This window comes from Micrococcaceae bacterium Sec5.8 (assembly GCA_039636775.1).
Lineage (GTDB): Bacteria > Actinomycetota > Actinomycetes > Actinomycetales > Micrococcaceae > Arthrobacter.
Genome location: CP143429.1, coordinates 3360981 through 3386306 on the forward strand (window position 1 = coordinate 3360981; position 25326 = coordinate 3386306).

At 66.9% G+C, this 25326-nt stretch carries 23 protein-coding genes and 1 pseudogene; 8 read left to right on the forward strand and 16 right to left on the reverse strand.

Translation table 11 applies throughout. The features are described from left to right. The first annotated feature begins 50 nt into the window (after positions 1 to 50). Together VUN84_15445 and VUN84_15450 are read left to right on the forward strand one after the other, a co-directional pair. Positions 51 to 806, forward strand: a complete 756-nt coding sequence (locus VUN84_15445) for a DUF72 domain-containing protein (GenBank protein XAS63669.1) — start codon at positions 51 to 53, stop codon at positions 804 to 806. A gap of 58 nt (positions 807 to 864) precedes the next feature. Further along, positions 865 to 1935 carry a phosphatase domain-containing protein gene (locus VUN84_15450; GenBank protein XAS63670.1) on the forward strand — a complete coding sequence of 357 codons (1071 nt, stop codon included), beginning with the start codon at positions 865 to 867 and terminating at the stop codon, positions 1933 to 1935. Here VUN84_15450 and VUN84_15455 read toward each other — a convergent pair. The 4 genes and pseudogenes from VUN84_15455 to VUN84_15470 all read right to left on the reverse strand — a co-directional run bounded on the left by VUN84_15455 (position 1932) and on the right by VUN84_15470 (position 5224). Continuing rightward, positions 1932 to 3422: a GH1 family beta-glucosidase gene (locus VUN84_15455; protein ID XAS63671.1), complete on the reverse strand. Its 1491-nt coding sequence runs from the start codon at positions 3420 to 3422 to the stop codon at positions 1932 to 1934. The two genes, VUN84_15450 and VUN84_15455, sit on opposite strands and share 4 nt — an antisense overlap. Positions 3423 to 3554: 132 nt before the next feature. Then, positions 3555 to 3942: pseudogene (locus VUN84_15460) on the reverse strand (hypothetical protein). A 125-nt stretch (positions 3943 to 4067) separates the two neighbouring features. Next, the gene (locus VUN84_15465; GenBank protein ID XAS63672.1) at positions 4068 to 4388 is read right to left on the reverse strand and encodes an MmcQ/YjbR family DNA-binding protein; all 321 of its coding nucleotides are present in this window, start codon (positions 4386 to 4388) and stop codon (positions 4068 to 4070) included. A 53-nt stretch (positions 4389 to 4441) separates the two neighbouring features. Further along, positions 4442 to 5224, reverse strand: coding sequence for a phosphatase PAP2 family protein (locus VUN84_15470; GenBank protein XAS63673.1), 783 nt, complete (start codon positions 5222 to 5224; stop codon positions 4442 to 4444). 224 nt (positions 5225 to 5448) lie between these two features. Between VUN84_15470 and VUN84_15475 the strand changes: the two genes are divergently transcribed. From VUN84_15475 to VUN84_15485, 3 genes are all read left to right on the forward strand, one after another. Beyond that, a complete protein-coding gene (locus VUN84_15475) occupies positions 5449 to 7080 on the forward strand; it encodes a cytosine permease (protein XAS63674.1) in 1632 nt (543 codons plus the stop codon). Continuing rightward, entirely contained in the window at positions 7077 to 8240 is a 1164-nt protein-coding gene (locus VUN84_15480) for a cyclase family protein (protein ID XAS63675.1), read from the forward strand. Before VUN84_15475 ends, VUN84_15480 begins: the two co-directional genes overlap by 4 nt. Positions 8241 to 8315: 75 nt before the next feature. After that, the gene (locus tag VUN84_15485; protein ID XAS63676.1) at positions 8316 to 8525 is read left to right on the forward strand and encodes a hypothetical protein; all 210 of its coding nucleotides are present in this window, start codon (positions 8316 to 8318) and stop codon (positions 8523 to 8525) included. A gap of 178 nt (positions 8526 to 8703) precedes the next feature. Here the strand turns inward: VUN84_15485 and manD are convergent, their stop codons facing one another. The 7 genes from manD to VUN84_15520 form a co-directional block, all read right to left on the reverse strand. Next, a complete protein-coding gene (gene manD, locus VUN84_15490; GenBank protein XAS63677.1) occupies positions 8704 to 9933 on the reverse strand; it encodes a D-mannonate dehydratase ManD in 1230 nt (409 codons plus the stop codon). Between the two features lie 52 nt (positions 9934 to 9985). Next, positions 9986 to 10954, reverse strand: coding sequence for a sugar kinase (locus tag VUN84_15495; GenBank protein ID XAS63678.1), 969 nt, complete (start codon positions 10952 to 10954; stop codon positions 9986 to 9988). Further along, complete coding sequence (locus VUN84_15500; protein XAS63679.1) at positions 10951 to 11637, reverse strand: bifunctional 4-hydroxy-2-oxoglutarate aldolase/2-dehydro-3-deoxy-phosphogluconate aldolase; 687 nt, start codon at positions 11635 to 11637, stop codon at positions 10951 to 10953. The genes VUN84_15495 and VUN84_15500 overlap by 4 nt, the downstream gene beginning before the upstream one ends. Positions 11638 to 11642: 5 nt before the next feature. Beyond that, a complete protein-coding gene (gene dgoD / locus VUN84_15505) occupies positions 11643 to 12791 on the reverse strand; it encodes a galactonate dehydratase (protein ID XAS63680.1) in 1149 nt (382 codons plus the stop codon). A 7-nt stretch (positions 12792 to 12798) separates the two neighbouring features. Continuing rightward, positions 12799 to 13680 (reverse strand): carbohydrate ABC transporter permease, encoded by an 882-nt coding sequence (locus tag VUN84_15510; GenBank protein ID XAS63681.1) that lies wholly within the window; start codon positions 13678 to 13680, stop codon positions 12799 to 12801. After that, positions 13677 to 14645: a sugar ABC transporter permease gene (locus VUN84_15515; protein ID XAS63682.1), complete on the reverse strand. Its 969-nt coding sequence runs from the start codon at positions 14643 to 14645 to the stop codon at positions 13677 to 13679. The genes VUN84_15510 and VUN84_15515 overlap by 4 nt, the downstream gene beginning before the upstream one ends. A gap of 111 nt (positions 14646 to 14756) precedes the next feature. Next, on the reverse strand, positions 14757 to 16052 hold the full coding sequence (locus tag VUN84_15520; GenBank protein XAS63683.1) for a sugar ABC transporter substrate-binding protein: 1296 nt from the start codon (positions 16050 to 16052) through the stop codon (positions 14757 to 14759). 141 nt (positions 16053 to 16193) lie between these two features. On the opposite strand from VUN84_15520, the gene VUN84_15525 reads away from it, so the two are divergent. Then, positions 16194 to 16940, forward strand: a complete 747-nt coding sequence (locus VUN84_15525) for an FCD domain-containing protein (protein XAS63684.1) — start codon at positions 16194 to 16196, stop codon at positions 16938 to 16940. Between the two features lie 72 nt (positions 16941 to 17012). On the opposite strand, the gene VUN84_15530 is transcribed toward VUN84_15525, so the two are convergent. Continuing rightward, a complete protein-coding gene (locus VUN84_15530) occupies positions 17013 to 18044 on the reverse strand; it encodes an aldo/keto reductase (protein ID XAS63685.1) in 1032 nt (343 codons plus the stop codon). 11 nt (positions 18045 to 18055) lie between these two features. Beyond that, positions 18056 to 18928, reverse strand: a complete 873-nt coding sequence (locus VUN84_15535; protein ID XAS63686.1) for an NAD(P)-dependent oxidoreductase — start codon at positions 18926 to 18928, stop codon at positions 18056 to 18058. A 125-nt stretch (positions 18929 to 19053) separates the two neighbouring features. On the opposite strand from VUN84_15535, the gene VUN84_15540 reads away from it, so the two are divergent. Then, on the forward strand, positions 19054 to 19521 hold the full coding sequence (locus VUN84_15540) for a universal stress protein (protein XAS63687.1): 468 nt from the start codon (positions 19054 to 19056) through the stop codon (positions 19519 to 19521). Between the two features lie 279 nt (positions 19522 to 19800). After that, the gene (locus VUN84_15545; GenBank protein XAS63688.1) at positions 19801 to 20538 is read left to right on the forward strand and encodes a hypothetical protein; all 738 of its coding nucleotides are present in this window, start codon (positions 19801 to 19803) and stop codon (positions 20536 to 20538) included. A 4-nt stretch (positions 20539 to 20542) separates the two neighbouring features. Here the strand turns inward: VUN84_15545 and VUN84_15550 are convergent, their stop codons facing one another. The 3 genes from VUN84_15550 to mgtA form a co-directional block, all read right to left on the reverse strand. Further along, positions 20543 to 20956 carry a DUF302 domain-containing protein gene (locus tag VUN84_15550; GenBank protein XAS63689.1) on the reverse strand — a complete coding sequence of 138 codons (414 nt, stop codon included), beginning with the start codon at positions 20954 to 20956 and terminating at the stop codon, positions 20543 to 20545. Between the two features lie 4 nt (positions 20957 to 20960). Beyond that, on the reverse strand, positions 20961 to 22313 hold the full coding sequence (locus tag VUN84_15555) for a phosphoribosyltransferase (protein ID XAS63690.1): 1353 nt from the start codon (positions 22311 to 22313) through the stop codon (positions 20961 to 20963). 99 nt (positions 22314 to 22412) lie between these two features. Further along, entirely contained in the window at positions 22413 to 25136 is a 2724-nt protein-coding gene (gene mgtA / locus VUN84_15560; protein ID XAS63691.1) for a magnesium-translocating P-type ATPase, read from the reverse strand. Positions 25137 to 25326 lie beyond the last annotated feature (190 nt).

Consider the following 25326-nt stretch of genomic DNA (forward strand, 5'->3'; position numbering starts at 1 on the left):
GCAGTGCCGGTGGAACTGCGGGCACAATGAGCCGGGAGGGGGCAGACGGGATGGACCAGGGCACACATCTTGCCGGGAGCGTCCACGTCGGCACCAGCGGCTGGAGCTATGACCACTGGGAGAATGTGCTCTACCCGCCCGGTTTGCCGGCGCGGGACCGGTTGGCCCATTACGCGGCCCATTTCAGCACGGTGGAACTCAATGCCAGCTTCTACCGCTGGCCCCGCGAGACATCCTTTGCCAGCTGGCGCCGGCGCCTTCCGCCCGGGTTCCTGCTGTCCGTCAAGGCCCCGCGCGGATTGACGCACGGGAAGAAGCTCTCTGCTCCGGAAGTCTGGATCGAGCGGATCGTCCGGTGCTGGCACGAACTCGGCGACAAACGGGCCGTGCTGCTGGTCCAGCTGCCGCCGCAGTTCGGCCGGGATGACGCACGGCTGGGGTACTTCCTGGCGGCGTTGCCGGACTGGATCCGGGTGAGCGTGGAATTTCGCCACCCGAGCTGGGACCACCCCATGGTTTATGCGTTGCTGGAACGCCATGGCGCCGCGTACTGCATCATGAGCGGCGCGGGTCTGCCTTGCGTCCTTCGCGCCACTGCAGGCTTCGTTTACGTCCGGCTTCATGGCCCGGACCGGGACCATCTGTATGGCGGCTCCTACCCGGATGACGACCTGAACTGGTGGGCGGACCGGATCCGGGAATGGCAGTCGGCCGGCAGGGAGGTTTTCGTGTATTTCAACAACGACGGCGACGGTCATGCGGTGCGCAATGCCTGGACGCTGCGCCACTTCCTGGGCGGCACCTGAGCCGCTGCGGTTTCCTCCCGGTCCGGGCGACGCCGGGACCCTGTGGGAGAGTGGAGGCATGGAATCGGCTTACCAGCACACACTCGGGCCACAAGAAGTCACCGGCAACCGGGTCTTCCGACTGGCGCACGTCGTCTCGGACGCCGTCAACAGTGTCCGGTTGAAGGCCGCCCGACGCTGGGACTTCACCCCCCAGACCGTCGCCTATCAGGGCTACGGGTCCACCACCTGGGTCCGGGTGCTCGCCCGGGTGGTATTGACCAGCAAGCCCTCACCCGGAAGCCGGGCGGAGCAGGCGGCTCAAAACAGCGCACAAAATGTCCGCGGCTGGCGGGCCTTCACCTCGGTGCCGGTGCAGTACTCCGAGGTCGACATCGAGATCGGCGGGGTGACGGCCAAGGTCCGGGCGGACCGCGGCGGCCTGGTGGATACGGTGGTGCAGGTGGAACTTCCGCCGGGCTGGCACACGGCCGTGCTGCGCGCCCCGGGAACCGAGCCCGTCACCGCGAAGATCTTCGTCATATCCCCGGACACCACCCTCGGGATCGTGTCCGATATCGATGACACGATTATGGTCACCGCGCTTCCCCGTCCGTTCCTGGCGCTCTGGAACACCTTCGTGCTCAACGAGCGCGCCCGCATGGCCACCCCGGGAATGGCCGTGCTGATGGACCGGCTGCTGGTCGAACATCCGGAAGCGCCGGTGATTTACCTGTCCACCGGCCCGTGGAACGCGGCCCCCACCCTGGCACGCTTCATCACCCGGAACATGTACCCTTCCGGGGCCTTACTGCTCACCGACTGGGGACTCACCCATGACCGCTGGTTCCGCAGCGGCCAGGAGCACAAGCGCCGCAACCTCGAACTCCTGGCCGAAGGATTTCCGAACATGCGCTGGCTGCTCTTCGGCGACAACGGACAGCACGACGAGTCCATCTACTCCCACTTTGCCCGGCAGCACGGCGACCGGGTGGCCGCCATCGGCATCCGCCAGCTTTCCGCCAGCGAAGCCGTCCTGGCCGGCGGGCACTCTGACACCGGGGACCATACCGGGTCCCAGGTTCCGTGGATCTACTCCCCGGATGGCGCCGGCATGGCGAAGGGGCTGCAGGACCTCGGCGTTCTTTAAGCGCTCGCCGGGGCCGCGGTGGCGGCGGAAGCCTCAGGAACGGAGTTCCGATGCCGGGCCGCAAGGACTTCCTGGAGCCAATGGAACGAGGCCTTCTTGGTGCGCTCCTGGGTGGCCCGGTCCACGTGCAGCAGGCCGAACTGCTGTTTGAAGCCGCCGGACCATTCGAAGTTGTCCATAAGGGACCATACGTAGTACCCGCGCAGGTCAATGGACTCCGCCGCACCTCCGGGTGAGGTCGCTTCAACGGCTGTGGCAATGTGGTCCGCCAAGTAGCGCACCCGGCGTTCGTCGGGAATGACGAGCCGGCCTTCGGGGTCCCGGATCTCAAGGTCTTCAAAGCTGGCCCCGCCCTCGGTGATGTAGACCGGGGGAAGGTCCGGGTAGCGTTCGGCCATTTCCGCCAGCGCTACGGCCATGTACTCCGGTTTGATGGGCCAGCCGTAGGCGGTGGTCTCGGTGTCCGGGAACGAGGCAATGTGGAACGGGCCGCCGGGCCCGGTGCTGCTCAGATCATCGCCCATTGCCTCGGCCATCCCCTCGGGCACAGCGCCGTCGCCCGGTCCGGAAGCCACCCGGGTCGGCATGTAGTAGTTGAGCCCGTAGAAGTCCAGCGGCTGCGAAATCAGCTTCATGTCCTCGCTCGAGGGGCTGAAGGAGGAAAAAAGGCTCGCTGCCCGGACCGTGTCGGGATACTTTCCCAGCAGGACCGGGTCCGCGTACAGCCGGTTCTGCGCCATGTCCATCAGGTTGGCGCTGATCTTGTCCAGCGGATTGACTGAGGCGGGAACCATGGGCGAATAGACGTTCGTGATGCCGATATCGCCCGGCACGTTTGCTGCCCGGAGCGCCTGCAGCGACAGGCCGTGGCCGAGCAGCTGGTGGTGGACACTCGGCAGGGCTTTGAGCATGAGGGCTTCGCCCGGCGCGTGCATCCCCAGCATGTAGCCGTTGGTGGTGACAGTGGCCGGTTCGTTGACCGTTACCCAGCGGGCCACCCTGTCTCCGTAGGCAGCCGCGGCGATCCCGGCAAATTCGCCCAGCCGGTAGGCCGTGTCCCGGTTCATCCAGCCGCCGGCTTCGTCCAGCTCCAGCGGCGTGTCCCAGTGGTACAGCGTGGCCATGGGCGTGATTCCGTTGGCCAGCAGCAGGTCAATCAGCCGGTCGTAAAAGTCCAGGCCCGCAGGGTTCACAGGTCCGCTGCCGCCGGGCTGGATGCGTGACCAGGACAGCGAGAAGCGGTAGGAGTCGACGCCAAGTTCCTTCATCAGGGCCACGTCTTCGGGCATCCGGTGATAGTGGTCGCAGGCGATTGCGGGGCTGTGGTCATCCACGATCGAACCGGGCCTGGCGGCAAACATGTCCCAGCCCGACGGACCGCGGCCGTCCTCGTCCAAGGCACCTTCGATCTGGAAGGCTGCGGTCGCCACGCCGAGGGTGAAGTGTGAGGGCAGGAGGGCGGCCAATTCCTTGGCGGAGGCTTTCATCAGCGGATTGCTCCTTGGTAGTTTCAGTCGTTGACTGATTTTAGGCCGGGGCACACCCCCGCGCCATGACCGGCGGCCGCGTGCCGGGTCTCCCCGGCCCGGCGGAAACCCGGCGAGGGGCGCCGGAAAAGCTCAATACGCCGAACTCTCCGGCCCGAACAGGAAATCCTTGGCGTGGTCCACGGCTTTCCTGAACGCATCGTTCCGCAGGGCCTGGAGTTGCTCTAACTCGCCCGCCGCCGGCTCCGGGTAACTCGTGTATCCCGGCCTGAGAACCCAGATGTCGCCCCCGCTGGCGGTAGGTAGATGCCGAAGGAGCGGTGCTGGTTGTCTTCTTCGGCCCAGGTAGGCACGACGGCGACCGCGGACCCGGTGTCGGCATTGGTCCACTGGGCCCTCGGCAGCGGCGCTTCGTGGGCCTCCGGGTCAAAAAAGGCGCCGTCCCCTCGCCCCGCCGGGCCACAAAACGCTCGTGGAAGGCGGGCAACAGCAGCGTATCGAAGCGGCGCAATGCGGTCATGGCACCCTCCTTCAGTTGTGTTCCTGATCTGGCGCACCGGGATCGGCGCCGGGAGCCGTCCTTGAGCTGGAGGCGGTATACGCCCGGCTGCGGATGGAACTGGACCGCTTCCGCTCCCGCCGGCCCTAGAGCGGCCCGCCAGGCCGCCGTCCGCCAGCGAGGCGGTGGGATTCCGTCAGGAGTTCCCTCAGTTCCTCGGCATCGACCCGGGCCAGCCGCACCAGCACAAGCTGTGGCGATCTTTCGTGGTGCGGGGTCCAGAAGTAGGTTTCCGGCTCCGTTCCGGCAAGGGCCTCGCGCTCCCCCGTTTTGACCGTCAGCACACCCTCGTCCCAGATCCGCGCCATGAGCGTGGCCGCGAACCAGGCCGGGTGACCCCAGCTGGGCCGTTCCACCACGCCCGGCAGCGCGAGGGCGGCCCGGCGGACATCCTCCCCAGTAACCATGGCCCCACTGTGGCACCGGCTCCCGGGCCCGAACAAGAGGCGGCTCAGTACACCTAGGGCTGGCCGGCGTCTGTCTTGGAGAGCGTTCCGGTGATCTGTTCACCGCGGATACGGGCCGTACGCCAGGTGTCCAGGGCAATCACCGCACCGAGGATCACCAACGAGATGGACAGGGAGGCCAGCGCGTCGGTTAGCCAGTGGTAGCCCAGGTAGAGCCGGCTGACCGCAGCGAAGAAGATCCCAACGCCGGCCAGGACGAAGCCCGCCACGGCCGACGCGCGGTTCCGCCGCCGGGATGCGATCAGGAAAGCGCTGACCAGCAGGAAGTCGCAGGCGCCCAGGACATGCCCGGACGGAAATGAGAACGTGAAGTCGGCGCCGAAGAGCATGAGGTCCACGGGAGGACGCTGGCGCTCGATGGTGCGCCCGATGAGCTGGGCAAGGATGACGCCGGTGAGCATGGCCCCGGCGAGGAGCATGGGCCGCCAGGCATGTTTGGCCAGCAGGCCCCAAGCCACTGTCACCACCAGGACGATGACGGGCAGGGCCACCGGACCGAAGATGATCGCCAGGATGATCATGATGGTGGTGAGTGGTTCGGAGCGGAGAGTCAGGAGCCAGGTGCGGACCGGCTGGTCGCCTTCCGCGAGGCCGCCGTGCTGGAGGACGCCGGTGAGGATTAAGGCGAACAGCGCGGCGCCCACGATCGTAAGGCCGGCGGCGGTCCGGTAAAGATTCCTCCGGTCCTGCGCACTCATATAGCGTTCCTCCACCACAAACTTATCGTGAAAGACCCGCCACCGGCCGGGCGTTTTTCCGGTCTTGTCCTCTGCCATTGCTGCGTCCGCCTCTGCACTGCGTGTGAATATTTCTTGGTGAAGAATATCCCGCTTCCGTCCGCTGCGGATGCCGGGGTGCCCGGATCTTCCCACGGCGGACATTCCGGCCGCGCTGTGAGCCGCTTCACAAAGCCTGCTCCGACCTGTAGCCTTTCAGTCAACTTGTGATGCTTGCTAAGCAACTCGCACTGACTATATGAACAGCTGGATGGAGAATCACCATGCCCGAGGCACAGCACGCCGCTGCCCCCGCGGACCGCAAGCGGGGCAAGGTCACCGAAGTGGAGACCTACGGCATCGAGCGGATTCCGGAGAAAGACCGGAATGCGAGCCCGTTTGACCTGTTCAGGGTCTCGTTCGGAGGCGCCAACACCTTCGCTACCGCGTTCCTGGGCGCATTTCCCATCCTTTTCGGGCTGTCCTTCTGGCAGGGCCTCGCCGCGACGGTGACAGGACTGGTGGTGGGCGCCCTCCTGCTCGCACCCATGGCCGTGTTCGGCCCCACCAACGGGACCAACAACGCCGTGTCCTCGTCCGCCCATCTGGGCGTGCACGGCCGGGTGGTCGGGTCGTTCCTGTCGCTCCTGACTGCCACTGCCTTCTTCTCCATCTCGGTCTGGAGTTCCGGTGACGCCCTGGTGGGCGGCCTGAACCGTCTGGTGGGCCTGCCGCAGGACATGGGCTCGTTCGCGGTCGCTTACGGAGTCTTCGGCGTCCTGGTGCTTGCCGTCTGCGTTTACGGCTTCAAGTTCATGCTGCTCGTGAACAAGATCGCCGTCACCGCCGCCACGCTGCTCTTCGTGGTGGGCTACATCGCCTTCGCCGGCGACTTCAACCTGAACTTCGAGGGCGCCTTCGGCACGGGCTTCGACGGCATCGGCATCGCTGGCTTCATCCCTGCCTTCTTCGGCGCGGCGTTGATCGTCATGTCCAACCCGATCTCCTTCGGAGCTTTCCTGGGCGACTGGGCGCGCTACATCCCTACCGCCACACCCAAGCGCCGAGTGATGGGGGCTGCCCTTCTGGCGCAGCTGGCCACACTGGTGCCGTTTGTCTTCGGACTCGCGACCGCATCGATCATCGCCACCAAGGCTCCGGAGTTCATGGATCCCGCCGCACCCAACTACGTCGGCGGACTGCTGGCGGTGTCGCCGGCCTGGTACTTCGTGCCGCTCTGCGCCATCGCCCTGATCGGCGGGATGTCCACCGGAGCCACCTCCCTCTACGGCACGGGCCTGGACTTCAGCAGCGTTTTCCCGCGGTTCAACCGCGTGCAGGCCACCCTCTTCATCGGCATCCTGGCCATCATCTTTATTTTCGTGGGCCGTTTCGCCTTCAACCTGGTACAAAGCATTTCCACCTTCGCCACCCTGATCGTCACGTGCACCGCCCCATGGATGGTGGTCATGATCATCGGTTTCATCACCCGTCGGGGCTGGTATGACGCCGACGCCCTCCAGGTCTTCAACCGCCGCCAGACGGGTGGCCGGTACTGGTTCAACCACGGCTGGAATCCCCGCGGAATGCTCGCGTGGCTGGTCAGCGCCGCAGCAGGCCTGAGCATGGTCAACATGCCCGGACAGTTCGAAGGCCCGCTTGGCAACCTGGCCGGCGGCGTCGACATCAGCCTGCCGGCGTCCCTGGTGTTGGCCGCCGTCCTCTACCTCGGCATGCTCTGGATCTTCCCGGAACCCCGCGCGGTGTTTCCCGCTGCCGGGCCCCGCTGGGTCCCCTCGAAAGACACGGCGGTGACGCCGGTCCTCGACGCCGCCGGGAACATTGTCCCGGCCGACCGCGCCGCCGCCCCCAATTCCCGCGAGGACCGCGCCGCTGAACTGGTGGCCGGGCCGTGACGTGGCTGGACCTTAGCGTCCCGCTCCGGACCGGAATGCCAATCTACCCCGGTGACCCGGAGGTCAGGATTGAGCCCGCCCTGACCGTCGCGGCAGACGGCGCCAACGTACTCTCGCTCGCCATCGGGACGCATTCAGGAACCCACGCCGACGCACCGCTGCACGTCAGCGACAGCTGGGCATCGCTGACCGACCTGCCCCTGGCGCTGTACAGCGGCACCGCCGAACTGGTGGACGTACGCGACGTCGGACGTGGCCACCCCATCACCGCGGCGCACCTCGCGGGAATCGCTCCGGCCGGAAACGGGGAACATGGCAACGGAAACCCGGAGCGGCTCCTCCTGCTCCGGACCGGGTTCGCAGACGCCTGGGGAACGGACGAATACTTGCGGCATCCGTGGCTCGACGCCGCCGCCGCACAACTGATCGTCGACCGCGGTTACCGCACCGTAGGCCTCGACGCCTTGAGCGTCGATCCCAGCCCGCACGGTGGCCCGGACGCTTCCGCGACAGGCCACGGTTTCCCGGCCCACGACATCCTGGCCGGCAACGGCTGCGTCATCGTGGAGAACCTCACCGGGCTCGGCCTGGTCCAGGGCACCCTGGATTCCGGTTCCGACGTCGAAGTCTTCCTTTTTCCCCTCAACATCCCGGGTGCCGACGGCGCACCCATCCGCGCCGTGGCGCGCCCACTGCCGGAGCAGCCGGCGCCGGGGAGTCCCGGAGCCCGCAACGAGGAGACTGTTTGCGGCCGTGAGCTTGGCCGTGCGGAGATTCAGGAAGCCGCCGACCATCTGGTCGCAGCGTTCGGGGCCTGCGACACGGAGGCCTACTTCGAATCCTTCAGTCCTGATGCGACGTTCATCTTCCATCCGGAGAAGGAGAACCCGGCCTCCAGGGCCGAGTACCGGAGCCTCTGGGAGGACTGGCTGGAGTCGGGCTGGAGGGTGCTCGAATGCCGCAGCAGCGAGCAGAACATCCAGCTCCTGGGCACTACCGCCATCTTTTCCCATCGGGTCGCCACGACCGTGCAGACGGACCGGGCGGGCGGACGCCAGAAGAGCGATGAACGGGAGACCATTGTCTTCCACCGCGGGCAGGACGGCCGCGTGCGCTGCGTCCACGAACACCTGTCGCTCTTCCCCGGTAAGGCCATTTGACGGACACATACGTATGACGTTATGGTCACTTCGATCATTGGGGCCGAGACGTGAAACCCAAAAAGGAACAGAGCCATGACCACAGCAACTGAGCGCATCGAGATCCAGGTCGACAACCGAAAGGTCCTCGACGAGCGGCTCGAGGACGCCGTGCGCGGACTCCAGCAGATTGCCATGGCCACCGGCACGCACGGCATCCTGATCACCCGGAACAAGCCGGGCCACTACACGGCAGCGCTGTCCGACCAGGTACCCTTCGGCATGACCCGGGAAGCTCTTATCTGACTCCGGCTACCCACCACAGTCGCCAGTAACCCCTTCGTGACGCATGCGCAGCAGGTCCCGGGCGGAGAAATCCGCCCGGGACCTTTCTGCTGACCGGCGGGGTGGCCGGCCGGCCAGGCCGGAACGGTCACCAATCGTGCAATGTCATCAGTCATGCACTGTCACCAATCGTGCACTGTCACCAATCGTGCACTGTCCCGTCGACCAGGCGGTTGTAGGGCAGGTAGGCCTGCTGGTAGGGGTAGGCCGCGGCGGCGGCCTCGTTGAATTCGACACCGATGCCGGGGGTTTCGCCCGGATGAAGGTAGCCGTCCACGAACGTCATGGACTGCTCAAAGACCTCATTGGTCGCGTCCGAGTGCTGCATGTATTCCTGGATGCCGTAATTGTGGATGGCCATGCCCACGTGCAGCTGCGCGGCGAAGCCCACCGGGGAGATGTCTGTGGGGCCGTGGAAGCCGGATTTGATCTGGTACTGCGCCGCGAAGTCCATGATCTTTTTCAGCGGCGAGATTCCGCCAAAGTGTGTGGACGCTGCCCGGACGTAGTCGATCAGTTGTTCCTTGATGAGGCTCTGGAAGTCATAGACGGTGTTGAAGATTTCACCGATCGCCAGCGGGGTGGTGGTGTGCTGGCGGACCAGGCGCAGGGCTTCCTGGTTCTCCGCCGGAGTGCAGTCCTCAAGCCAGAACAGGTCATATGGTTCCAGCGCCTTGCCCAGCTTCGCGGCCTGGATCGGAGTCATCCTGTGGTGTCCGTCGTGCAGCAGCGGCAGCTCCGGGCCGAACTCGTTCCGCACTGCTTCGAACACCATAGGCAGGTGCCGCAGGTAGGCCCGGGTGTCCCAATCCTCCTCCAGCGGGAACGTTCCCCGGCCGGCCGGTTCATAGTCGTAGCGTTCCCCCGAGGCCTGCGCCTGGGCGGCCACGCCGTACACGGCCTTGATGCCGGGAACCGCGGTCTGGATCCGGATCGACTTGTAACCAAGCTCCAGGTGCTCGCGGACTGAATCGAACAGCGACTCCAGCTCCGCGCCGGATGCGTGGCCATAGGCGCGCAGCCCGTTCCGGGAGGCACCGCCGAGGAGCTGGTAGACGGGCATCCCGGCCACCTTGCCTTTGATGTCCCACAACGCCATGTCCACGGCCGCGATCGCGGCCATGGTGACCGGCCCCCGGCGCCAGTAAGAGGACCGGTAGAGGAACTGCCAGGTGTCCTCTATCCGGTGCGGATCCTTGCCGATCAGCAGCTGCGCGACGTGTTCCTTGAGGTACGCGGCGACCGCGAGTTCGCGGCCGTTGAGGGTGGCGTCCCCGATGCCGGTCACCCCGTCGTCCGTGGTAATCCGCAATGTCACGAAGTTACGGGACGGGCTGGTCACAAACACTTCTGCGGCAATGATTTTCACTGGTGGTCCGTGCTTTCTGGGTGGGTCCGAGGGGAGGTGGAGGCGGCGTGTTTCAGCGTTGCGTGGTTCCGCTGGGGGTGGCCCCGAGCAGGGCGAGCTCCCGACGGCGGGGCAGGCCCTCCCAGTCGCCGGCCGTGCTGACCGCGAAAGCTCCGGCGAGGGCGCCGCGGTGCAGCCGGCCGGCCACGCCCTCCCCGTCGAGGAGGGCGGAGAGGTAGCCGGCGGTGAAGGCGTCGCCGGCGCCCACGGTGTCGATGCTGGTGACGGGCACGGCGGGCGTTTCCCACCGGCCGCCGGCGGTGTGCACCCCGGCGCCGGCGGCGCCGCGCTTGACCACGACCTCGCGTACTCCGCGGCCCAGCAGTTCGGCGGCCATGGCCGTTTCGGCGTCGCCGGCCGTTCCCGCGCAGGTGCCGCCGGGGGCGACCAGCCCGAGTTCGTCGTCGGAGGCGACCAGGATGCTGGCATGCCGGGCCAGCGGACCGAGGACGGCGCGTGCTTCGTCCCGGGACCAAAGCTTGCTGCGGTAGTTCACGTCGAGGGAAACCTCCAGGCCTTCGCCGGCGGCGCGGGCGGCCGCGTACTCGACGGCCCGCCGCGCCTCCTGGCCGAGGGCTGCGGTGATCCCGGTGAGGTGGAGGACCTTGGCGCCGTTCCGGAAGGCCGCGTCGACGTCGTCCCGGCTGAGCGTGGACCCAGCAGACCCTGCACGGTAGTAGAAAGCCCGGCTGACATCGGCGGTGCGCTGTTCGAGGAACATCACGCCGGTGCTGCGGTCTGCGTCCTCGCGGTGGTGTATCCGGATGCCTTCGCTGCGCAGCTGCCGCAGGATGAATTCGCCGTGCGGGTCGGCGCCCAGTACGCCTGCCCACGCCACGCTGTGCCCGAGCCGGGCGACGCCGACGGCGACGTTGGACTCCGCCCCGGCCACGTGCATGCCCAGGCTGCCTCCGGCGGACAGCGGCCCGGCGGAGCGCAGCGAAACCATGGATTCGCCCAGGGTAAGCAGGTCGACGCTCACCTCGGGTGCCCTGCCGCCGGCCGCCGGCCGAAGTCCGCGGCCAGTCCCACGAACGCGCGGGCCCGCTCACGGACAGGGGCGAGATCACCACCGGAGCCGGCGTCGCCGAACAGCGGCCCGCCGAGGCCGACAGCGATGGCACCGGCTTCCCAGTACCCTGTCGCCTCGTCCACCCCGACGCCACCGACGGCAATGAACGGGATGCCGGGGAAAGGATCGCGAAGCGCCCTGAGGTAACCCGGACCGCCGATGGAGGCGGGGAAGAGCTTAACCGCGGTGGCGCCCCGGTTCATCGCCTCGTAGGCCTCGCTGGGAGTCAGGGCACCGGCGAGGGCGGGAATGCCGATGCGGGCAGCTTCCTGGATGGAGCTGGCCAACGACGGCGTCACGATGAACTGTCCGCCGGCTGCGGTGACGTGGTCCACGTCCTGCTCGGTCAGCACCGTTCCTGCGCCGACAAAGGAACCGGCCGGAGCGGCGGCGCGGACCGCGCGGATGGCCTCCAGCGCGCCGGGGGTGGTCAGGGCGATTTCGACGTAGCGGAAGCCTTCCTCCATCGCCGTGAGGGCCGCCTTCGCTGCTGCTCCGCCGTCGGCACCGCGCACAATGGCGACCAGCCGGGCGTCCCGGATACCGGCCAGCAGGGTTTCGGGCGTCAGGTCATTGCTGGGATTCTCGGTCATGTGATTCACCATTCTGCGAAGGCTCCGTCGGGGTGGCGCCAGACGGGACCCCGCCAGGCGTGGCCGCGTTTGTCCGCGGCGCGGACCACGGCCTCGTCAATCTCGAGGCCGAGGCCCGGGCCGGTCAGGCGTTCGATGTGCCCATCCACGAACGCCAGCGGGGACTTGTCCACGACGTAGTCCAGGACCTCGGCGCCCTGGTTGTAGTGGATGCCGATGCTTTGTTCCTGGATCAGGAAGTTGGGCGTGGCAAACCCCACTTGCAGGCACGCGGCCAAGGCCAGCGGGCCGAGCGGGCAATGTGGCGCCAGTTGGACCTCGTAGATCTCCGCGAGCGAGGCGATCTTGCGGACCTCGGTGATCCCGCCGGCATGCGAGAGGTCCGGCTGGGCGACGGCGATGCCCGCCTGCAGCGCGGGAAGGAATTCCTGCCGGCTGTAAAGCCGCTCGCCGGTGGAGACCGGCGTTGTGGTGGAGGACGTGAACTCGCGCAGCAGATGGGTGTTTTCCGGGACCACGGGTTCTTCCAGGAAGAACGGCCGGTACGGTTCCAGCAGCGGCGCCACCCGGCGGGCGTTGGCCAGGCTGAAGCGGCCGTGGAAGTCCACCGCGACGTCGCGGTGGTCCCCGAGCACCTCGCGGGCGGCGGCGACGCGGCGGACGACGCCGTCGAGCTCCGCCACCGAGGCGATGGGACTCATCCGGCCGCTGGCGTTCATCTTGACGGCCGTGAGCCCCACCTCCAGCTGCGCACTGATCTGGTCGGCCACCTCGTTGGGCTCATCGCCGCCTACCCAGCCGTACATCCGGATCCGGTCCCGGACGTGGCCGCCCAGGAGCTGGTGCACCGGCGTATTGAAGTGCTTGCCCGCGATGTCCCACAGTGCCTGGTCCAGACCGGACACGGCGCTGGCCAGGATGGGGCCGCCGCGGTAGAACGATCCCTTGGTCATCACCTGCCAGTGGTCCTCGATCCGGAGCGCATCGTTGCCGATGAGGAGCTCGGAGAGCTGGTCGACGGCGGTGCGGACCGTTTCGCTGCGGCCCTCACAGGTGGCCTCGCCCCAGCCGACGATCCCGCTGTCGGTTTCGATCCGGACGAACAGCCAACGCGGTGCGACGAGGAACGTTTCAATCCTGCTGATGCGTGTCATCGCTAGCCTAGCCCTTGGTCGCGCCGGCGGTCATGCCGGAGACGATGTACTTCTGCGTGAAGAGCGCAATGATCATGATCGGGATGGTAACCACCGTGGCGGCCGCCATCAGTCCGCCCCAGTCGATGCTGGCGTAGGAGACGAAGTCAAAGATCGCGACCGGCAGGGTCTTGGTCTTGGAGCCGGAGAGCACCAGGGCGAACATGAAGTTGTTCCACGAGAAAATGAAGGACAAGATGGCGGCGGTGGCGATGCCGCCGATGGAGAGCGGCAGGGTGATGCGGCGGAACGCACCGATCGGGGTGAGCCCGTCCACCTGGGCGGACTCCTCGAGTTCCAGAGGCATCGAATCGAAGTAGCTCATCATGATGTAGACGATCAGCGGAAGCGCAACGAACATGTGGCTGAGGATCAGCACCTCGAAGCCGCCGACCATCCGCAGGTTGGAGAACACGTAGTACCAGGGCACCAGCAGGGAGACGCCGGGGATGACGCGCGCCATCAGGACCACCAGGGCCGAGCGGTGCATCGTGAAGCGGCTCATCGCGTAGGCCGCAGGGACGCCCAGGACCAGGGACAGCACCGTGGAGACAAAGGCTACCCAGAAGCTGTTGAAGATGAAGATGAAGTAGTTGTTGCGCTGCAACACGTTCGCGTAGTTCTCGGCAGTGGGGGTGAAGAGCAGCGCCTTGCCCGTGTCATAGATGTCCACGTTCGTCTTGAAGGAGGCCAGCAGCATCCAGATCAGCGGGGCGATCAGGAACAGCACCACGGCGATCAGGGCTACGACGCGGAAGACCTTGTACGCCCGGTTGGCCAGCGGCTTCCGGCGGCCGGCCGGTGCGGGCCGGGCGGCCGTGACGGTCTGGGGGTCGGTCTGGACGGTCATTTGCTTACCGCTTTCTTGCGCATGGTCAGCAGCCACATGGAGCCGACGATGATCATAAAGAACAGGATCAACACCGCGGAGGACAGCCCGTACTGGTTGTAATCAAAGCTCAGGCCGTAGGCGTACACGTTGAGGGTCTCCACCTCGTGGAAGGAACCGCCGCCCTTGCCCTTGGTGGCGTAGAGGATGTCGAAGGTCTTCAGGGCGTCGATGCCCCGAAGCAGGATGGCCACAATGACGGTCGGCATCATTAGCGGCAGCGTGATGTAGAAGAAGCGCTGGAAGGAGTTGGCGCCATCCATCCTGGCGGCCTCATCGGGCTCCTCGGACAAGGAGGTCAGGCCGGCCAGCAAGATAAGCACCACCATGGGTGTCCACTGCCACACGTCCATGAAGATGGTGGTGCCCAGGGCGGTATCCTGGCCGGAGAGCCACGGCTGCGGCGGAATGCCGATCATGCCGAGGAGCTGGTTGGCAAAACCGATGTTCGGGTCGAAGATCAGCCGCCACATCATGCCAACCGCCACGGGGGTGGCGACAAGCGGCAGGAGGATGGCCACACGGACCCATTTTTCACCGCGGAACGGGCGCCACAGCAGCAGTGCGATGCACATGCCCAGCACCACCTCGCACACCAGGGCGACACCGGTGAAAGTCAGCGTACGTCCGACGGCGGGCCAGAACCGCTCAGCATCGGCGAGGACCGTGAGGTAGTTCTGCAGGCCGACGAAATCGGACGCGGCCCTCACGGAGCCCTGCGAATCGGTCAGGCTCAGATAGAGGGTCCAAGCGAGCGGGAAGATGATGAGGACACCGACAAAAATCATCGCGGGGGCGGCGAACAGCCACTTGCGGTGCCGGTTCGCCCAGGCGGAGAAGTTCTCACGGGCTCCGGACCCGGCGCCGGCGTTCCGGCCGGACGGGGCCCCGGGCTGCGCGCTGCGGGGAGGGGTCAATACAGACATGGTTCACCTAAGGAGTCGGGGGTGAAGTGACGAGCTGGCCCGGCGGGGCGGCGGTAGGGCCGCCGCCCTGCCGGGCGGTGGTGCGGGCGGCGCGGACTGCGCCGGGGCGGGCTACTTCTTTTCGCTGTCCAGGAACTGCTGGAAGGCTTTGTTGGCCGTGTCGGCCGCGGCGGAGGAGTCGGCGCCGGTGATGGTGTCGACGATCGGACCGCCCACGATCTCACGGGCCTTGCCCACCGTGACAACCTCGGGACGGTCGTGGCCCACGCCGTTCTCGGCGCTGGCAGCGATGGCCTCGGCCAGGTCCTTCGGGTACGTGGAAGTTCCGGCGGGGTCGGCCCAGACCGAAGCGCGGGGTCCGGGAACGCCGGCCTTCTGCGCCGCCAGGGTGCGTTCCTTGCCGGTGGCCCACTGGATGAACTTCCAGGCGTTGTCCTGGTTGCTAGAAGCCTGGTTGACAGCAAGTCCCCAGGAGGGGATGTTGTACGGCTTGGAACCGGCCGGGCCGGCGGGCAATGCGGCGAACCCGACCGTGTCGGCGACCTTGGACTTGGCCGGGTCGGTGGCGTTCTTGTAGAGCGAATCGGCCTCGGTGTAGAAGGCGGCCTTGCCCTGGGTGAAGATTGCCATCGCCTCGGGCCAGCTCATGTCGGTGCTGACGTTGGCCGGGCCGTAGTTCCTGATCAGGCCGCCGTAGTAGGCGTAGGCTTCCTTGGCGGCGTCGGAATTGACGGCGGATTTGCCGCTGTCATCGGTCCAGTCACCACCGAAGCTGTACAGGAAGCTGGAGAACTGGGTGACCGCAGCGGACTTTCCCGTGCGCGCCACGAAGCCGGCGGTGTCCGGTGAGGACTCCTTGATGGCCTTGGCGGCGGCTTCGAGCTCGTCCATGGTCTTGGGAACCTCAAGGCCCGCAGCCTTCAGCAGGTCCTTGCGGTAGTAGAGCACCTCGCGTTCGGTGATGATCGGAACGCCAACGACCTTGCCGTCCACCGTGCTGGCCTTGACCGGGCCCTCCTGGTAGTCCTTCCAATCCCAGCCGGAGTCGGCGGAGACCTTGGACGTCAGATCTGCGAGGTACCCGTTCTTTGCGAACGCCTTGCCTTCCTGCAGCGGGCGGTACATCATGACGTCGATCTCGTCGCTGCCGGCGTTGAGCTTGACGTTGTACTGGTCCGAGAGCTGGTCTTCGCCAAGCTGCGTCAGTTCGACCTTGAGGCCGCTGGACTTCTCGAATTCCGGAATGGCGGCCTTGATGCCTTCGGTCCAGACGTGGTTCGCGAGGGTGACCCGGACGGTGCCGGCGGCTTTAGCGTCGCTGCTGCCACCGCCTCCGCCACAGGCGGTCAGGCCCAACGACAGGGCCGCGGCGACAGCCGCGTACTGCAGGATCGAACGTCGCTTCATTACGACTCCCTTGGTTCAGTCAGGGCTGGGCGTCACTGTCCAGCCGGCTGCAAATGCATCTTTACATCTGCTCTGGAAGCGATCTTAGAGAAATAAAGCATACTTAAACAACCCCTTGCTGCCCACCCGTATGATTTATTTATGAAAACCCCACAGGCGGAGTCCACCGGTGACCTGCATGCAGCGCTGGTCCAGAGGTTGGGTCTCGCCATCGCCGAAGGGACTCTGGCGCCGCATTCGATCCTGCGCCTCGACGAGTTGGAGGCGCAGTACAGCGTGTCCCGCTCGGTGGTCCGGGAGGCCACCAGGGTCCTGTCCTCCAAGGGGATGCTGGAGTCCCGGCGCAGGCTGGGCACGGTGGTACAGCCGGAGGACTCCTGGAATGCCTACGACCCGCAAGTCATCCGCTGGCGCCTTGCCTCCTCCAGACGGCTAGAGCAATTGCAGGCACTCAATGAACTCCGCGGCGCGATCGAGCCTCAGGCCGCCCGCCTGGCCGCGGGCCGCGCGTCCTGGGATGCCGGCAGCGATCTGGTCTCCCAGGCCGCCCGGCTTTGGGCGGCGGGCCAGCGCGGGGACCAGGAGGAATTTCTCCGGCTCGACATCGATTTCCACGCCGCCGTACTGAAAGCCTCCGGGAATGCGATGTTCTCACAGCTGCACAACCTGGTCACCGAGGTCCTGACCGGCCGCACCGAGCACGGCCTGATGCCGCACCTGCCCCACCATGAGGCTCTGCAGCTGCACGTCGAGGTGGCCAGCGCCATCCAACGCGGTGAAGCGAACGCGGCGCACGCGGCGATGACCAGGATCGTGGAGCAGTCCAGCGAGGAGATGGGACACATCTGGTCCAGCCACCAGCAACCCGCTGCCGGAGCCAGCACCTGAAAACACTGCACGGGGTCACCCCGAGCCCGTCAGAGGCGGCCGGATAGGCGCGAAGCGACCCCGCGGTACGGCTTAGCGGCCGCCGGTGATCTTACGGCTCCGCTGCTCCCGGGCCATCGGACCGTAGGGGTAGACGCCGACGCGCGGGAGGCTCACCTCAGTGAGCCGCCTCTGCTCCCCCTCCGTCAGGGCGAGCTCCCCGGCCGCGAGGTTGTCGGCGAGTTGCTCCGTGCTGCGGACACCGAGGATCACCGAGGTCACGGCCGGCTGCTCCGCCAGCCAGGCCAGGGCCACCTGGGCGGCGCTGGCCTGGTGCCGTGTGGCGATTTCGTGCACCGCTTCCACGATCTCCCACGTGCGCGGATCCGCGTTCCTGGCCTTCCACGCCTCCATGCCGCGCTCGGGATTCTCCCCCAGGCGGGTGGCTCCGGTCGGCGGCTGGTCCCGCTTGTATTTCCCCGAGAGCCAACCCCCGCCCAGGGGCGACCACGGCAGCAGACCGATCCCGGCATCGAGCGAGGCCGGGACGATCTCGGACTCGATCTCACGGACCAGCAAACTGTACTGCGGCTGCAGCGTCGCCGGGGCGCTCCAGCCGTGGGAGCGGGCCACGTGGACGGCCTTCGTCAGCTGCCAGCCCAGGAAGTTGGAGAAGCCGTAGTACGCGATTTTCCCGCTGCTCACGGCGTCGTGGAGAAACCGCAGGGACTCCTCCAGGGGTGTGACGGGATCCCAGGCGTGCAGCTGGTAGAGGTCGATCTGCTCCACGCCGAGACGGCGCAGCGAGTCATCAAGCGCGCGGTTCAGGTGCCGTCGGGACGTGCCCACGTCGTTTGGTCCCGGGCCCATCGGGAAGCGGCCCTTGGTGGCGAGCACCACGCGGTCCCGTGCCTCCGGGCGCGCGGCGAGCCAGCGGCCGATGATCTCCTCCGAGACCCCCGCGGAGTAGACGTCTGCGGTATCAATGAAGTTGCCTCCCGCCGTCACGTACGCGTCCAGGATCGCGTGGGACTGTTCCTCGGTGGCCTCGGCGCCGAACGTCATGGTGCCCAGTGCGTAGTTGGCAACGACGGCGCCGCTGGCGCCCAGGGTGCGGTATCTCATGGAACTCCTGTTCAGTCTTCGGTGGAGGTGGTGCGCAACGGGTGGTAATTCCGCCAGCTGTGCTCCGGCGCGTAGCCCAGCAGGCGTTTGGCCTTGTCGATCGAGAGCAGCGTTTCATGCTCGCCGAGCTCCTTGACCACCTTGACGTTGGGGAACACCTCAGCGGCGAGGCCAGCGCTGGAGCGGCTCATCACCGTATCCGCGTTGGCGATGATGAACGCCTCGAACCCCGGCGCGCCGTGTTCGAGGGCACGGGCTACAGCCTGGGCACCGTCGCGGCCGTCAATGTAGCCCCAGAGGTTCCACTTGCGCAGCTTCGCGTCGGCGTCGAAGCCGGGGAACTCCTCGTAGTCCTCCGGATCCATCACGTTGGAGAAGCGCAGCCCCGTGATGCTGAGCTCCGGATCCCACCGGGTCAGCTGGACGGCCATTTGTTCTTCCAGGTGCTTGACCAGGGAATAGGTGCTTTCCGGCCGGGCAGGGTATTCCTCATCCACCGGGATGTAGGGAGGGTCGACGTCGAACGGCAGTCCCAGCACCGTCTCGCTGGAGGCATAGACAATCTTCTGAATTCCCGCCCGGCGGGCGGCCTGGAACACGTTGTATGTGGCCAGCATGTTGTTCTCGAAGGTCGCAGCGTCCGGTGCATGGCCGGGGGCCGGAATCGCAGCCAGGTGGACCACAGCGTCGAACCCGGCATGCCGGTCTTCCAGTCCCAGGAAGACATCCAGCACCTGGCCGTAGTTGCGCAGGTCTACTTCCGTGAAACCGTGGCCGCGGATTCCGGTCCGGTCCAGATTGGTGACCTCGTGGCCGTCTTCGTCCAGCCGTCGGACGACGCTTCGGCCGAGCTTTCCACTTCCTCCGGTTACAGCAACTCTCATTGGTACTCCTCGCGTAGTGGTGCGGTGTGGCACTTGTTCCACCCTAAAGGGGCCCGGCGGCCGTGCACACCCCCGGGTGACTTTTGGCCCTAGCCGCGCCAGCATCCAGCGGGCAGGCTGGGCCCATGAAAGCTGATCAGCGGATAGTCGTGGGCTTGGACGGTTCGGATTTCTCGACGACGGCACTCCGGCTCGCCGGGCGCCTGGCCCGGGGCCTCGACGCACCCCTGGAGCTGGTCACCTGCCTGGGCACCTCGGATCTTTTCCTCGCTTCCCATCTGCCCGAGGACAGCTCCCCCACCACAACCCAGCTCGAAGAAACGGCGAAACGGCTGGTGAGCGAGTCCTTGGAACGTGCCTTCGGCGACTCCGTTCCGGAGGGTCTGACCCGGACCGTGAAGTTCGGGGCCCCGGCCAAAGTCCTCGTGGAGGAGAGCCGGAACGCCCAGCTGCTGGTGGTGGGCCGCCGCGGCCGCGGCGGTTTCCTCGCCCAGGTGATGGGATCTGTCAGTGGAGCCTGCGTGGCTCATGCGCATTGCCCGGTGCTGGTGGTCGGCGAGAAGGCAGCAGACACACCGCCGGCAGGGAAATGATCCGCCGCCGGATGCCGTAAACCGGTCCCCCTGCCTTCCCTCGGCTCCGCGGACCGCTCGGAATCCACAGCCAGGACCGGGCCCTCCCTACCAGCACCTCGACGTCGGTGACGTCGTCCCGCTGGGTCCCGATGCGGGAATTCCGGTCCGAGGGCCGCGGCCGCCGGCCGGACCCGCGACTGGGCCCATGACCTTGTGCCCTACCCCCGGAAGCCCCGCCGCCCTAATCTCAAAGTCCAGGGGCGGCCCCCGTCGCCCGCAAGATTCCGGGAGGCGCCGGTGAAATCGGCAAGAACGACCATCTCCGCTGGTATCGCATTGATGGCGGCCGGTGTCCTGCTGTTACTGGACCTGCTCGGTGTCCTCGACAGTGCCGCCCTCGTTTGGCCGCTGATATTCGCTGCAGCCGGGACTGCCTTCCTCATTGTCTTCTTCCGCGGCCGGGACAACTGGTGGGCTGCGATCCCCGGCTCCGTCTTCCTGGGTCTGGCGGCGGTCACCCTGATTACCCTGCTCTGGGATGGCGCGGCGGCCGACTGGGCCGGCGCTTTTCTGTTTCTCTTCATGGGTGCGGGCTTCGGCGCGGTCTACGTCCGCGAGCGCTCCAACTGGTGGGCACTGATCCCCTGCGGCGTGATGTTGACTCTTTCGGTGGTGGTGGCCCTCCCGCGGAACTGGGAAGGCATGCCGGTCGCCGCAGTCCTCTTCCTGGGCCTGGCCGCCACGTTCGCGGCGCTCTCCCTCGTTCCCGTCCGGCAGGGTCCCCGTCCCGGCCTGGAACAGCAGAACCTCCTGTCCTACCAGTCCGCGGCGACGGAATCAGCCAGAATGAAGTGGCCGCTGATCCCGGCATCGGTCCTGGCCATGATGGGGCTGCTTTTTGCTTTGCAGGCTTCGGCCTTGATCACTGCGAGCGAATTCTTCGTCCCGGCGCTCCTGGTGCTCGCCGGGGCAGCATTGCTGATTTACGCGTACCGCCACCGCACCGGCGGACACCGGAGAGTGCCCGGGGTCTGACTGGTCAGCGGACCCCCGAAAGGTCGGCAATGACCGCGCGCAACCGGGTGCCGGCGTCCTCCGCCACCTCCCGGACCACCGCGGTGTCGCTGAGCTGCACCATGGTTTGCGGATCGATGGCGTGGACCGTCGTTTCGCTGGCCCCGGTGCCGCGCCGGACCACCACGTTGCAGGGCAGGAGTGCCCCCATTTCCGGTTCGGCCGCCAATGCCCGGCTGGCCAGCATCGGGTTGCAGGCCCCGAGAATGACGTAGTCGCCCAAGGCTTCCGCAGCGTCTTCGCCGAGTTTGGCGGCGAAGGTGGCGCGCACGTCGATTTCCGAGAGGATCCCGAATCCCTGGGCGGCAAGTGCGGCCCGGGCTCTGTCCAGAGTGTCTTTCCAACTCAGCGGCACGGCCGCCGTATAGGTGTAGCCCATGGAGTTACTCCTTGTTGCTGGTTTTGGCGTGCAGAAGGTAGTCGACGAACCAGTCCCGGGCGAGAATGGCAGCTGCGGCCAGCGTCCCGGGTTCTTCGAACAGGTGCGTGGCGCCCTGGACGACGGCCAGCTGATTGGGGCAGCGCAGCACCGACTTCGCCTTGCGGTTGAGTTCCAGCACGTCGTGGTCGTAACTTCCCACAATGAGAAGTGTGGGAGCCCTGACGGAGGAGAGCCGGGGACCGGCCAGATCGGGGCGGCCGCCGCGGGAGACGACGGCGTCAACCCTGGCGGTTGGTTCGGAGGCGGCCCAAAGCGCGGCACCGGCTCCCGTGCTGGCTCCGAAGTAGCCCACTGCGCAGCGTGCCGTGTCCGGCCGGGCAGCGAGCCAGCCAGTGGCCGAGGACAGCCTGCGGGCCAGCAGCTCGATGTCAAAGACATTCGCGCGGTTGCGCTCCTCCACCGGCGTCAGCAGATCCAGCAGCAGCGTACCGAGCCCGGCCTGCTGCAGCACGCCTGCCACGTACCGGTTTCTCGGGCTGTGCCGGCTGCTGCCGCTGCCATGCGCAAACAGCACCACAGCCCGGGCCGGGGCCACAAGGTGCAACTGGCCCCGAAGACGAACCCCGCGCGTCGGAATCTCCACCTCCTCGTCGAACTCCGCGGCGTCCCGGGTACCGGCCGCGGCGGACCTCCGGGATGCCACCGGCGAACTCTGCAGCCGCTTGGCCGCAGTGTCGAGAAGCCGGACTACCTCGTCATCTTCCGTCGGAGCGAAGTCTCGGTAGTGATACCCGACGGCGGTGAACGGGTCCGGGGTGGCGAGGCAGACAATCTCATCCGGACCGCTCAGGCGCTTGAGGGTGTCGGCGGGGGCGACCGGGACAGCGAGGATCACCCGCGCCGCGCCGAGTTTCCTGGCGACCCGGCAGGCCACCCTGGCCGTGGATCCGGTGGCGATCCCGTCATCGATGATGACGGCGATACGCCCGGTCAGGTCCTGCCGCGAGCGGCCCTTCCGGAACCGGGCCACTCTGGACTCCAGTACCGCCCGTTCGCGGTCTTCGACGGCCTGCAGCTCCGCCTCGCTGATTACCGCGTGGGCCAGCACCTGTTCTTCAAGCACCCGGGCACCGCCCTCACCGACCGCTCCCATGGCGAGCTCGGGCTGGTAGGGAAGGCCCAGCTTCCGAACTACGATCACGTCCAGCGGCGCATCGAGGGCCGCAGCGACTTCGAAGGCGACCGGGACACCGCCGCGGGGCAGTCCCAGGACCACGATGTCCTGGCCCCGCAGGGCCGCGAGCCGCCGGCCGAGTTGCCGGCCGGCGTCGACCCTGTCTTCGAAGATGCTCATGACAATGGCTTTCCATTCGGGGCGTCGGCCGCGCCACATCCAGCCATGCGCTCCGCAGGCTGGGAAATAGACCAGGTGGCCGCTCCCTCCCACTATCTGTCAGGAGCCCCGGGGATGTGAGGGCCTTTGTGCCCGGATTCGGCCGCGCCGCCCCGGGCCCCGGTTGAGGAGGAGAGGGCTGGGCCTCGCCGTGCTGAAACGTGCAGCCCGGCGCGCGATGCTGTGCGACCTGCCGCGGCGCCGTACCCCTGCGATCCGGGGCGAAACGGGCTGCTGCGCGGCGCGGGCGTAAAACCAGAGTTTCGCCAGTTCAACGAGCACCAGGTACACCGCAGCCATCCCCAGCAGGGCGAGGAAGAACGGGACAGGCAGGGGATCAAAGCCCAGCACACCGGCCAGCGGCGAAAGCGGAAGGTAGACGCCCAAGGCCACAACACCGAGGGAGGCGCCCACCAGGCCGGGCGAGGGCTTGCTGCGGAAGAAGGGCACCCGCCGGGTCCGGATCACGAAGATGATGAGCGTCTGCGTCACGATGGACTCGATGAACCAGCCGGCCCGGAATTCACCCGGCACGGCGTCGAAAACGAACAACATCAGGGCGAACGTGGCGAAGTCGAACAGCGAGCTGATCGGACCGAACAGGAACATGAAACGCCGGATGAAGCTGATATCCCAGTGCGAGGGTGCCAGGAGCTGTTCCTTGTCCACCCGGTCCCCCGGGATGGCGAGCTGGCCGGCGTCGTACAACAAGTTGTTGAGCAGGATCTGCCCGGGCAGCATCGGCAGGAAGCTCAACACCACGGAGGCAGTGGCAGCGCTGAACATGTTGCCGAAGTTGCTGGAGGTTCCCATCAGCACGTATTTGATGGTGTTCGCGAAGATCCGCCGGCCCTCCATCACCCCTTCCGCCAGGACGCCAAGGTCCTTGTCCAGCAGCACGACGTCGGCAGCATCCTTGGCGACGTCGGTGGCGCTGTCGACGGAGATGCCGATGTCCGCCGCATGCAGCGCCAGCGCGTCGTTGACGCCGTCGCCCATAAATCCGACCGACCCTCCGCTCAGCCGCAGCAGCCGAATGATCCTTGCTTTCTGTTCCGGCGAAACGCGGGCGAAGATGCTGGCCTCGCGGGCCGCGGCAGCCAGTTCCGGATCCGACATGGCCTCGACCGCGGCGCCGGTGAGTGTTCCGCCGGAAAGCACCCCGAGTTCGTCGCAGACTTTTTCCGCCACCTTGGCGTTATCACCGGTCGCGATCTTGACCCTGATGCCCAGCTCCCCCAGCCGGTCCAGGGACGCCCGGGCATTGGCCTTGGGCCGGTCCAGGAAGATGAGAAAACCGGCCAGGACCAGATCCTTTTCGTCGGCGGGACTGATCGCGGCCAGGCCATCGGCTGCCCGGGCGGCGACGGCAACCACCCGGGATCCGGCGTCGAACTGTTCATCCAGCATGGCCTGCACGCCGGGCGGTGTGCCAAGGCAAAGGGCCAGGACATCCTCAGGCGCCCCTTTCGTGATGATCCGGGCCGCCGCTCCCGCTTCGCAGACCAGCACGCTGGTCCGCCGCCGCAGGTGGTCGAAGTCGATGACGTCGAGGCGCTCATACCGGGCGGGCACGAAAGCGGCCGCGCCGGTGGACGCCCACAACGCTGCGTCGAGCGGGTTCAGGCCCACCGGCGACCCCTGCGATTGGGCGTAGTCAGCTTCTGTGGCGAGGAGCCCCAGGGTCAGCAGCTCCCCGGCGGAGGCGCCGGGGCCGGCAGGCAGGGCCGCAGTGAAACTGATCCGGCCCTCCGTCAACGTTCCGGTCTTGTCGGTCACCAGGATGTCCATGTCACCGAGGTCCTCAATGCAGACCAGGCGTTTGACCAGGACCTTGCGCTTGGCCAGCTGCCGGGTTCCCGTGGCCAGGCTCGTGCTGACGATGGCGGGCAGCAGCTGCGGCGTGATCCCGACGGCGATCGCGAGGGAGAACAGCAGGGACTCGATGATGGGCCGCTGCAGCAGCAGATTGGCGATGAAGATCAGGGACGTGAGGCCCACCGCCACCTGCAGCAGCAGGTACGAGAAGCGTTGCAGGCCAAGCTGGAATTCGGTCTGGGGCTGGCGCTCACCCAGGCCCAGCGCGATCCGGCCAAATTCGGCCCGTCCGCCGGTGGAAACCACCACGCCGGTGCAGCTTCCGGTCTGGATGACGGTGCCCATGAACAGACAGGACGCCAGATCCCCCAGCGCCGCCGCGCCCGGCACCCGGGCGGGATCCTTGCTGACCGGCATGGATTCCCCGGTCAGAATGCTCTCATCACAGAGCAGGTCCTTCGCGTTCAGCAGCCGCATGTCAGCCGGGATGATCGCGCCGATCGCCAGGTGCACGACGTCGCCGGGAACCAGGGAGGTGACGTCCACTTCCTCGGGTGTTCCGTCGCGCACCACGACGGCGCGGTGGGTGACGCGGGAGTGCAGCGCTTCCGCGGCGCGTTCGGCACGGAATTCGTTGCTGAACCCGAGACCGACGCTGACCAGCAGGATCACGCCGATCACGATCGAATTCGTCGCGTCGCCGAGAAACAGCGAAAGTCCGGCCGTGATGAGGAGCAGAATCAGGATGGGGCTGCGCAGTTGCCGGCCAAGAACGGACCATCCGCTGGCCTGGTGGGTGCGAACCGCGTTGGGCCCCAGCTCGGCGAGGCGCCGGGCAGCCTCAGCGCTGTTGAGGCCATCCGTGCCCACTCCGAGCCGTTCGAGCACTTCCTCCGCCGGCCGGTGCGCGGCGTCGGTGATCGCGAGGGGCTGGGAAGCCGGTTCCCTGGTCTCGAGCTGTGGCATGGAGTGTCCGTTCAAGCATCGGGTTATGTCCAAGGGTACGTCCACAGCCGGATCGCCGGACGGTTTCCCGCCCGCGCCGTCCAGGGTGGGGTGGGTGAGGGACGCGGGAGCCTGCTGTATATAATTTTCCGGTACGGTTTTGCAGCAAGCCGTTGGATTGTTCTTCGACCCGGCTGCAAGCCGTCCGCCA

What these genes read in the sequence shown, in the direction of transcription:
- VUN84_15555 (XAS63690.1), bottom strand. Translation starts at nt 22,313, where the DNA reads ATGAGCATCTTCGAAGACAGGGTCGACGCCGGCCGGCAACTCGGCCGG.
- VUN84_15540 (XAS63687.1), top strand. Translation starts at nt 19,054, where the DNA reads ATGAAAGCTGATCAGCGGATAGTCGTGGGCTTGGACGGTTCGGATTTC.
- VUN84_15475 (XAS63674.1), top strand. Translation starts at nt 5,449, where the DNA reads ATGCCCGAGGCACAGCACGCCGCTGCCCCCGCGGACCGCAAGCGGGGC.
- VUN84_15450 (XAS63670.1), top strand. Translation starts at nt 865, where the DNA reads ATGGAATCGGCTTACCAGCACACACTCGGGCCACAAGAAGTCACCGGC.
- VUN84_15465 (XAS63672.1), bottom strand. Translation starts at nt 4,388, where the DNA reads ATGGTTACTGGGGAGGATGTCCGCCGGGCCGCCCTCGCGCTGCCGGGC.
- VUN84_15530 (XAS63685.1), bottom strand. Translation starts at nt 18,044, where the DNA reads ATGAGATACCGCACCCTGGGCGCCAGCGGCGCCGTCGTTGCCAACTAC.
- VUN84_15455 (XAS63671.1), bottom strand. Translation starts at nt 3,422, where the DNA reads ATGAAAGCCTCCGCCAAGGAATTGGCCGCCCTCCTGCCCTCACACTTC.
- VUN84_15500 (XAS63679.1), bottom strand. Translation starts at nt 11,637, where the DNA reads ATGACCGAGAATCCCAGCAATGACCTGACGCCCGAAACCCTGCTGGCC.
- VUN84_15535 (XAS63686.1), bottom strand. Translation starts at nt 18,928, where the DNA reads ATGAGAGTTGCTGTAACCGGAGGAAGTGGAAAGCTCGGCCGAAGCGTC.
- VUN84_15470 (XAS63673.1), bottom strand. Translation starts at nt 5,224, where the DNA reads ATGGCAGAGGACAAGACCGGAAAAACGCCCGGCCGGTGGCGGGTCTTT.
- VUN84_15550 (XAS63689.1), bottom strand. Translation starts at nt 20,956, where the DNA reads ATGGGCTACACCTATACGGCGGCCGTGCCGCTGAGTTGGAAAGACACT.
- VUN84_15485 (XAS63676.1), top strand. Translation starts at nt 8,316, where the DNA reads ATGACCACAGCAACTGAGCGCATCGAGATCCAGGTCGACAACCGAAAG.
- VUN84_15520 (XAS63683.1), bottom strand. Translation starts at nt 16,052, where the DNA reads ATGAAGCGACGTTCGATCCTGCAGTACGCGGCTGTCGCCGCGGCCCTG.
- VUN84_15525 (XAS63684.1), top strand. Translation starts at nt 16,194, where the DNA reads ATGAAAACCCCACAGGCGGAGTCCACCGGTGACCTGCATGCAGCGCTG.
- VUN84_15445 (XAS63669.1), top strand. Translation starts at nt 51, where the DNA reads ATGGACCAGGGCACACATCTTGCCGGGAGCGTCCACGTCGGCACCAGC.
- dgoD (XAS63680.1), bottom strand. Translation starts at nt 12,791, where the DNA reads ATGACACGCATCAGCAGGATTGAAACGTTCCTCGTCGCACCGCGTTGG.
- mgtA (XAS63691.1), bottom strand. Translation starts at nt 25,136, where the DNA reads ATGCCACAGCTCGAGACCAGGGAACCGGCTTCCCAGCCCCTCGCGATC.
- VUN84_15515 (XAS63682.1), bottom strand. Translation starts at nt 14,645, where the DNA reads ATGTCTGTATTGACCCCTCCCCGCAGCGCGCAGCCCGGGGCCCCGTCC.
- VUN84_15510 (XAS63681.1), bottom strand. Translation starts at nt 13,680, where the DNA reads ATGACCGTCCAGACCGACCCCCAGACCGTCACGGCCGCCCGGCCCGCA.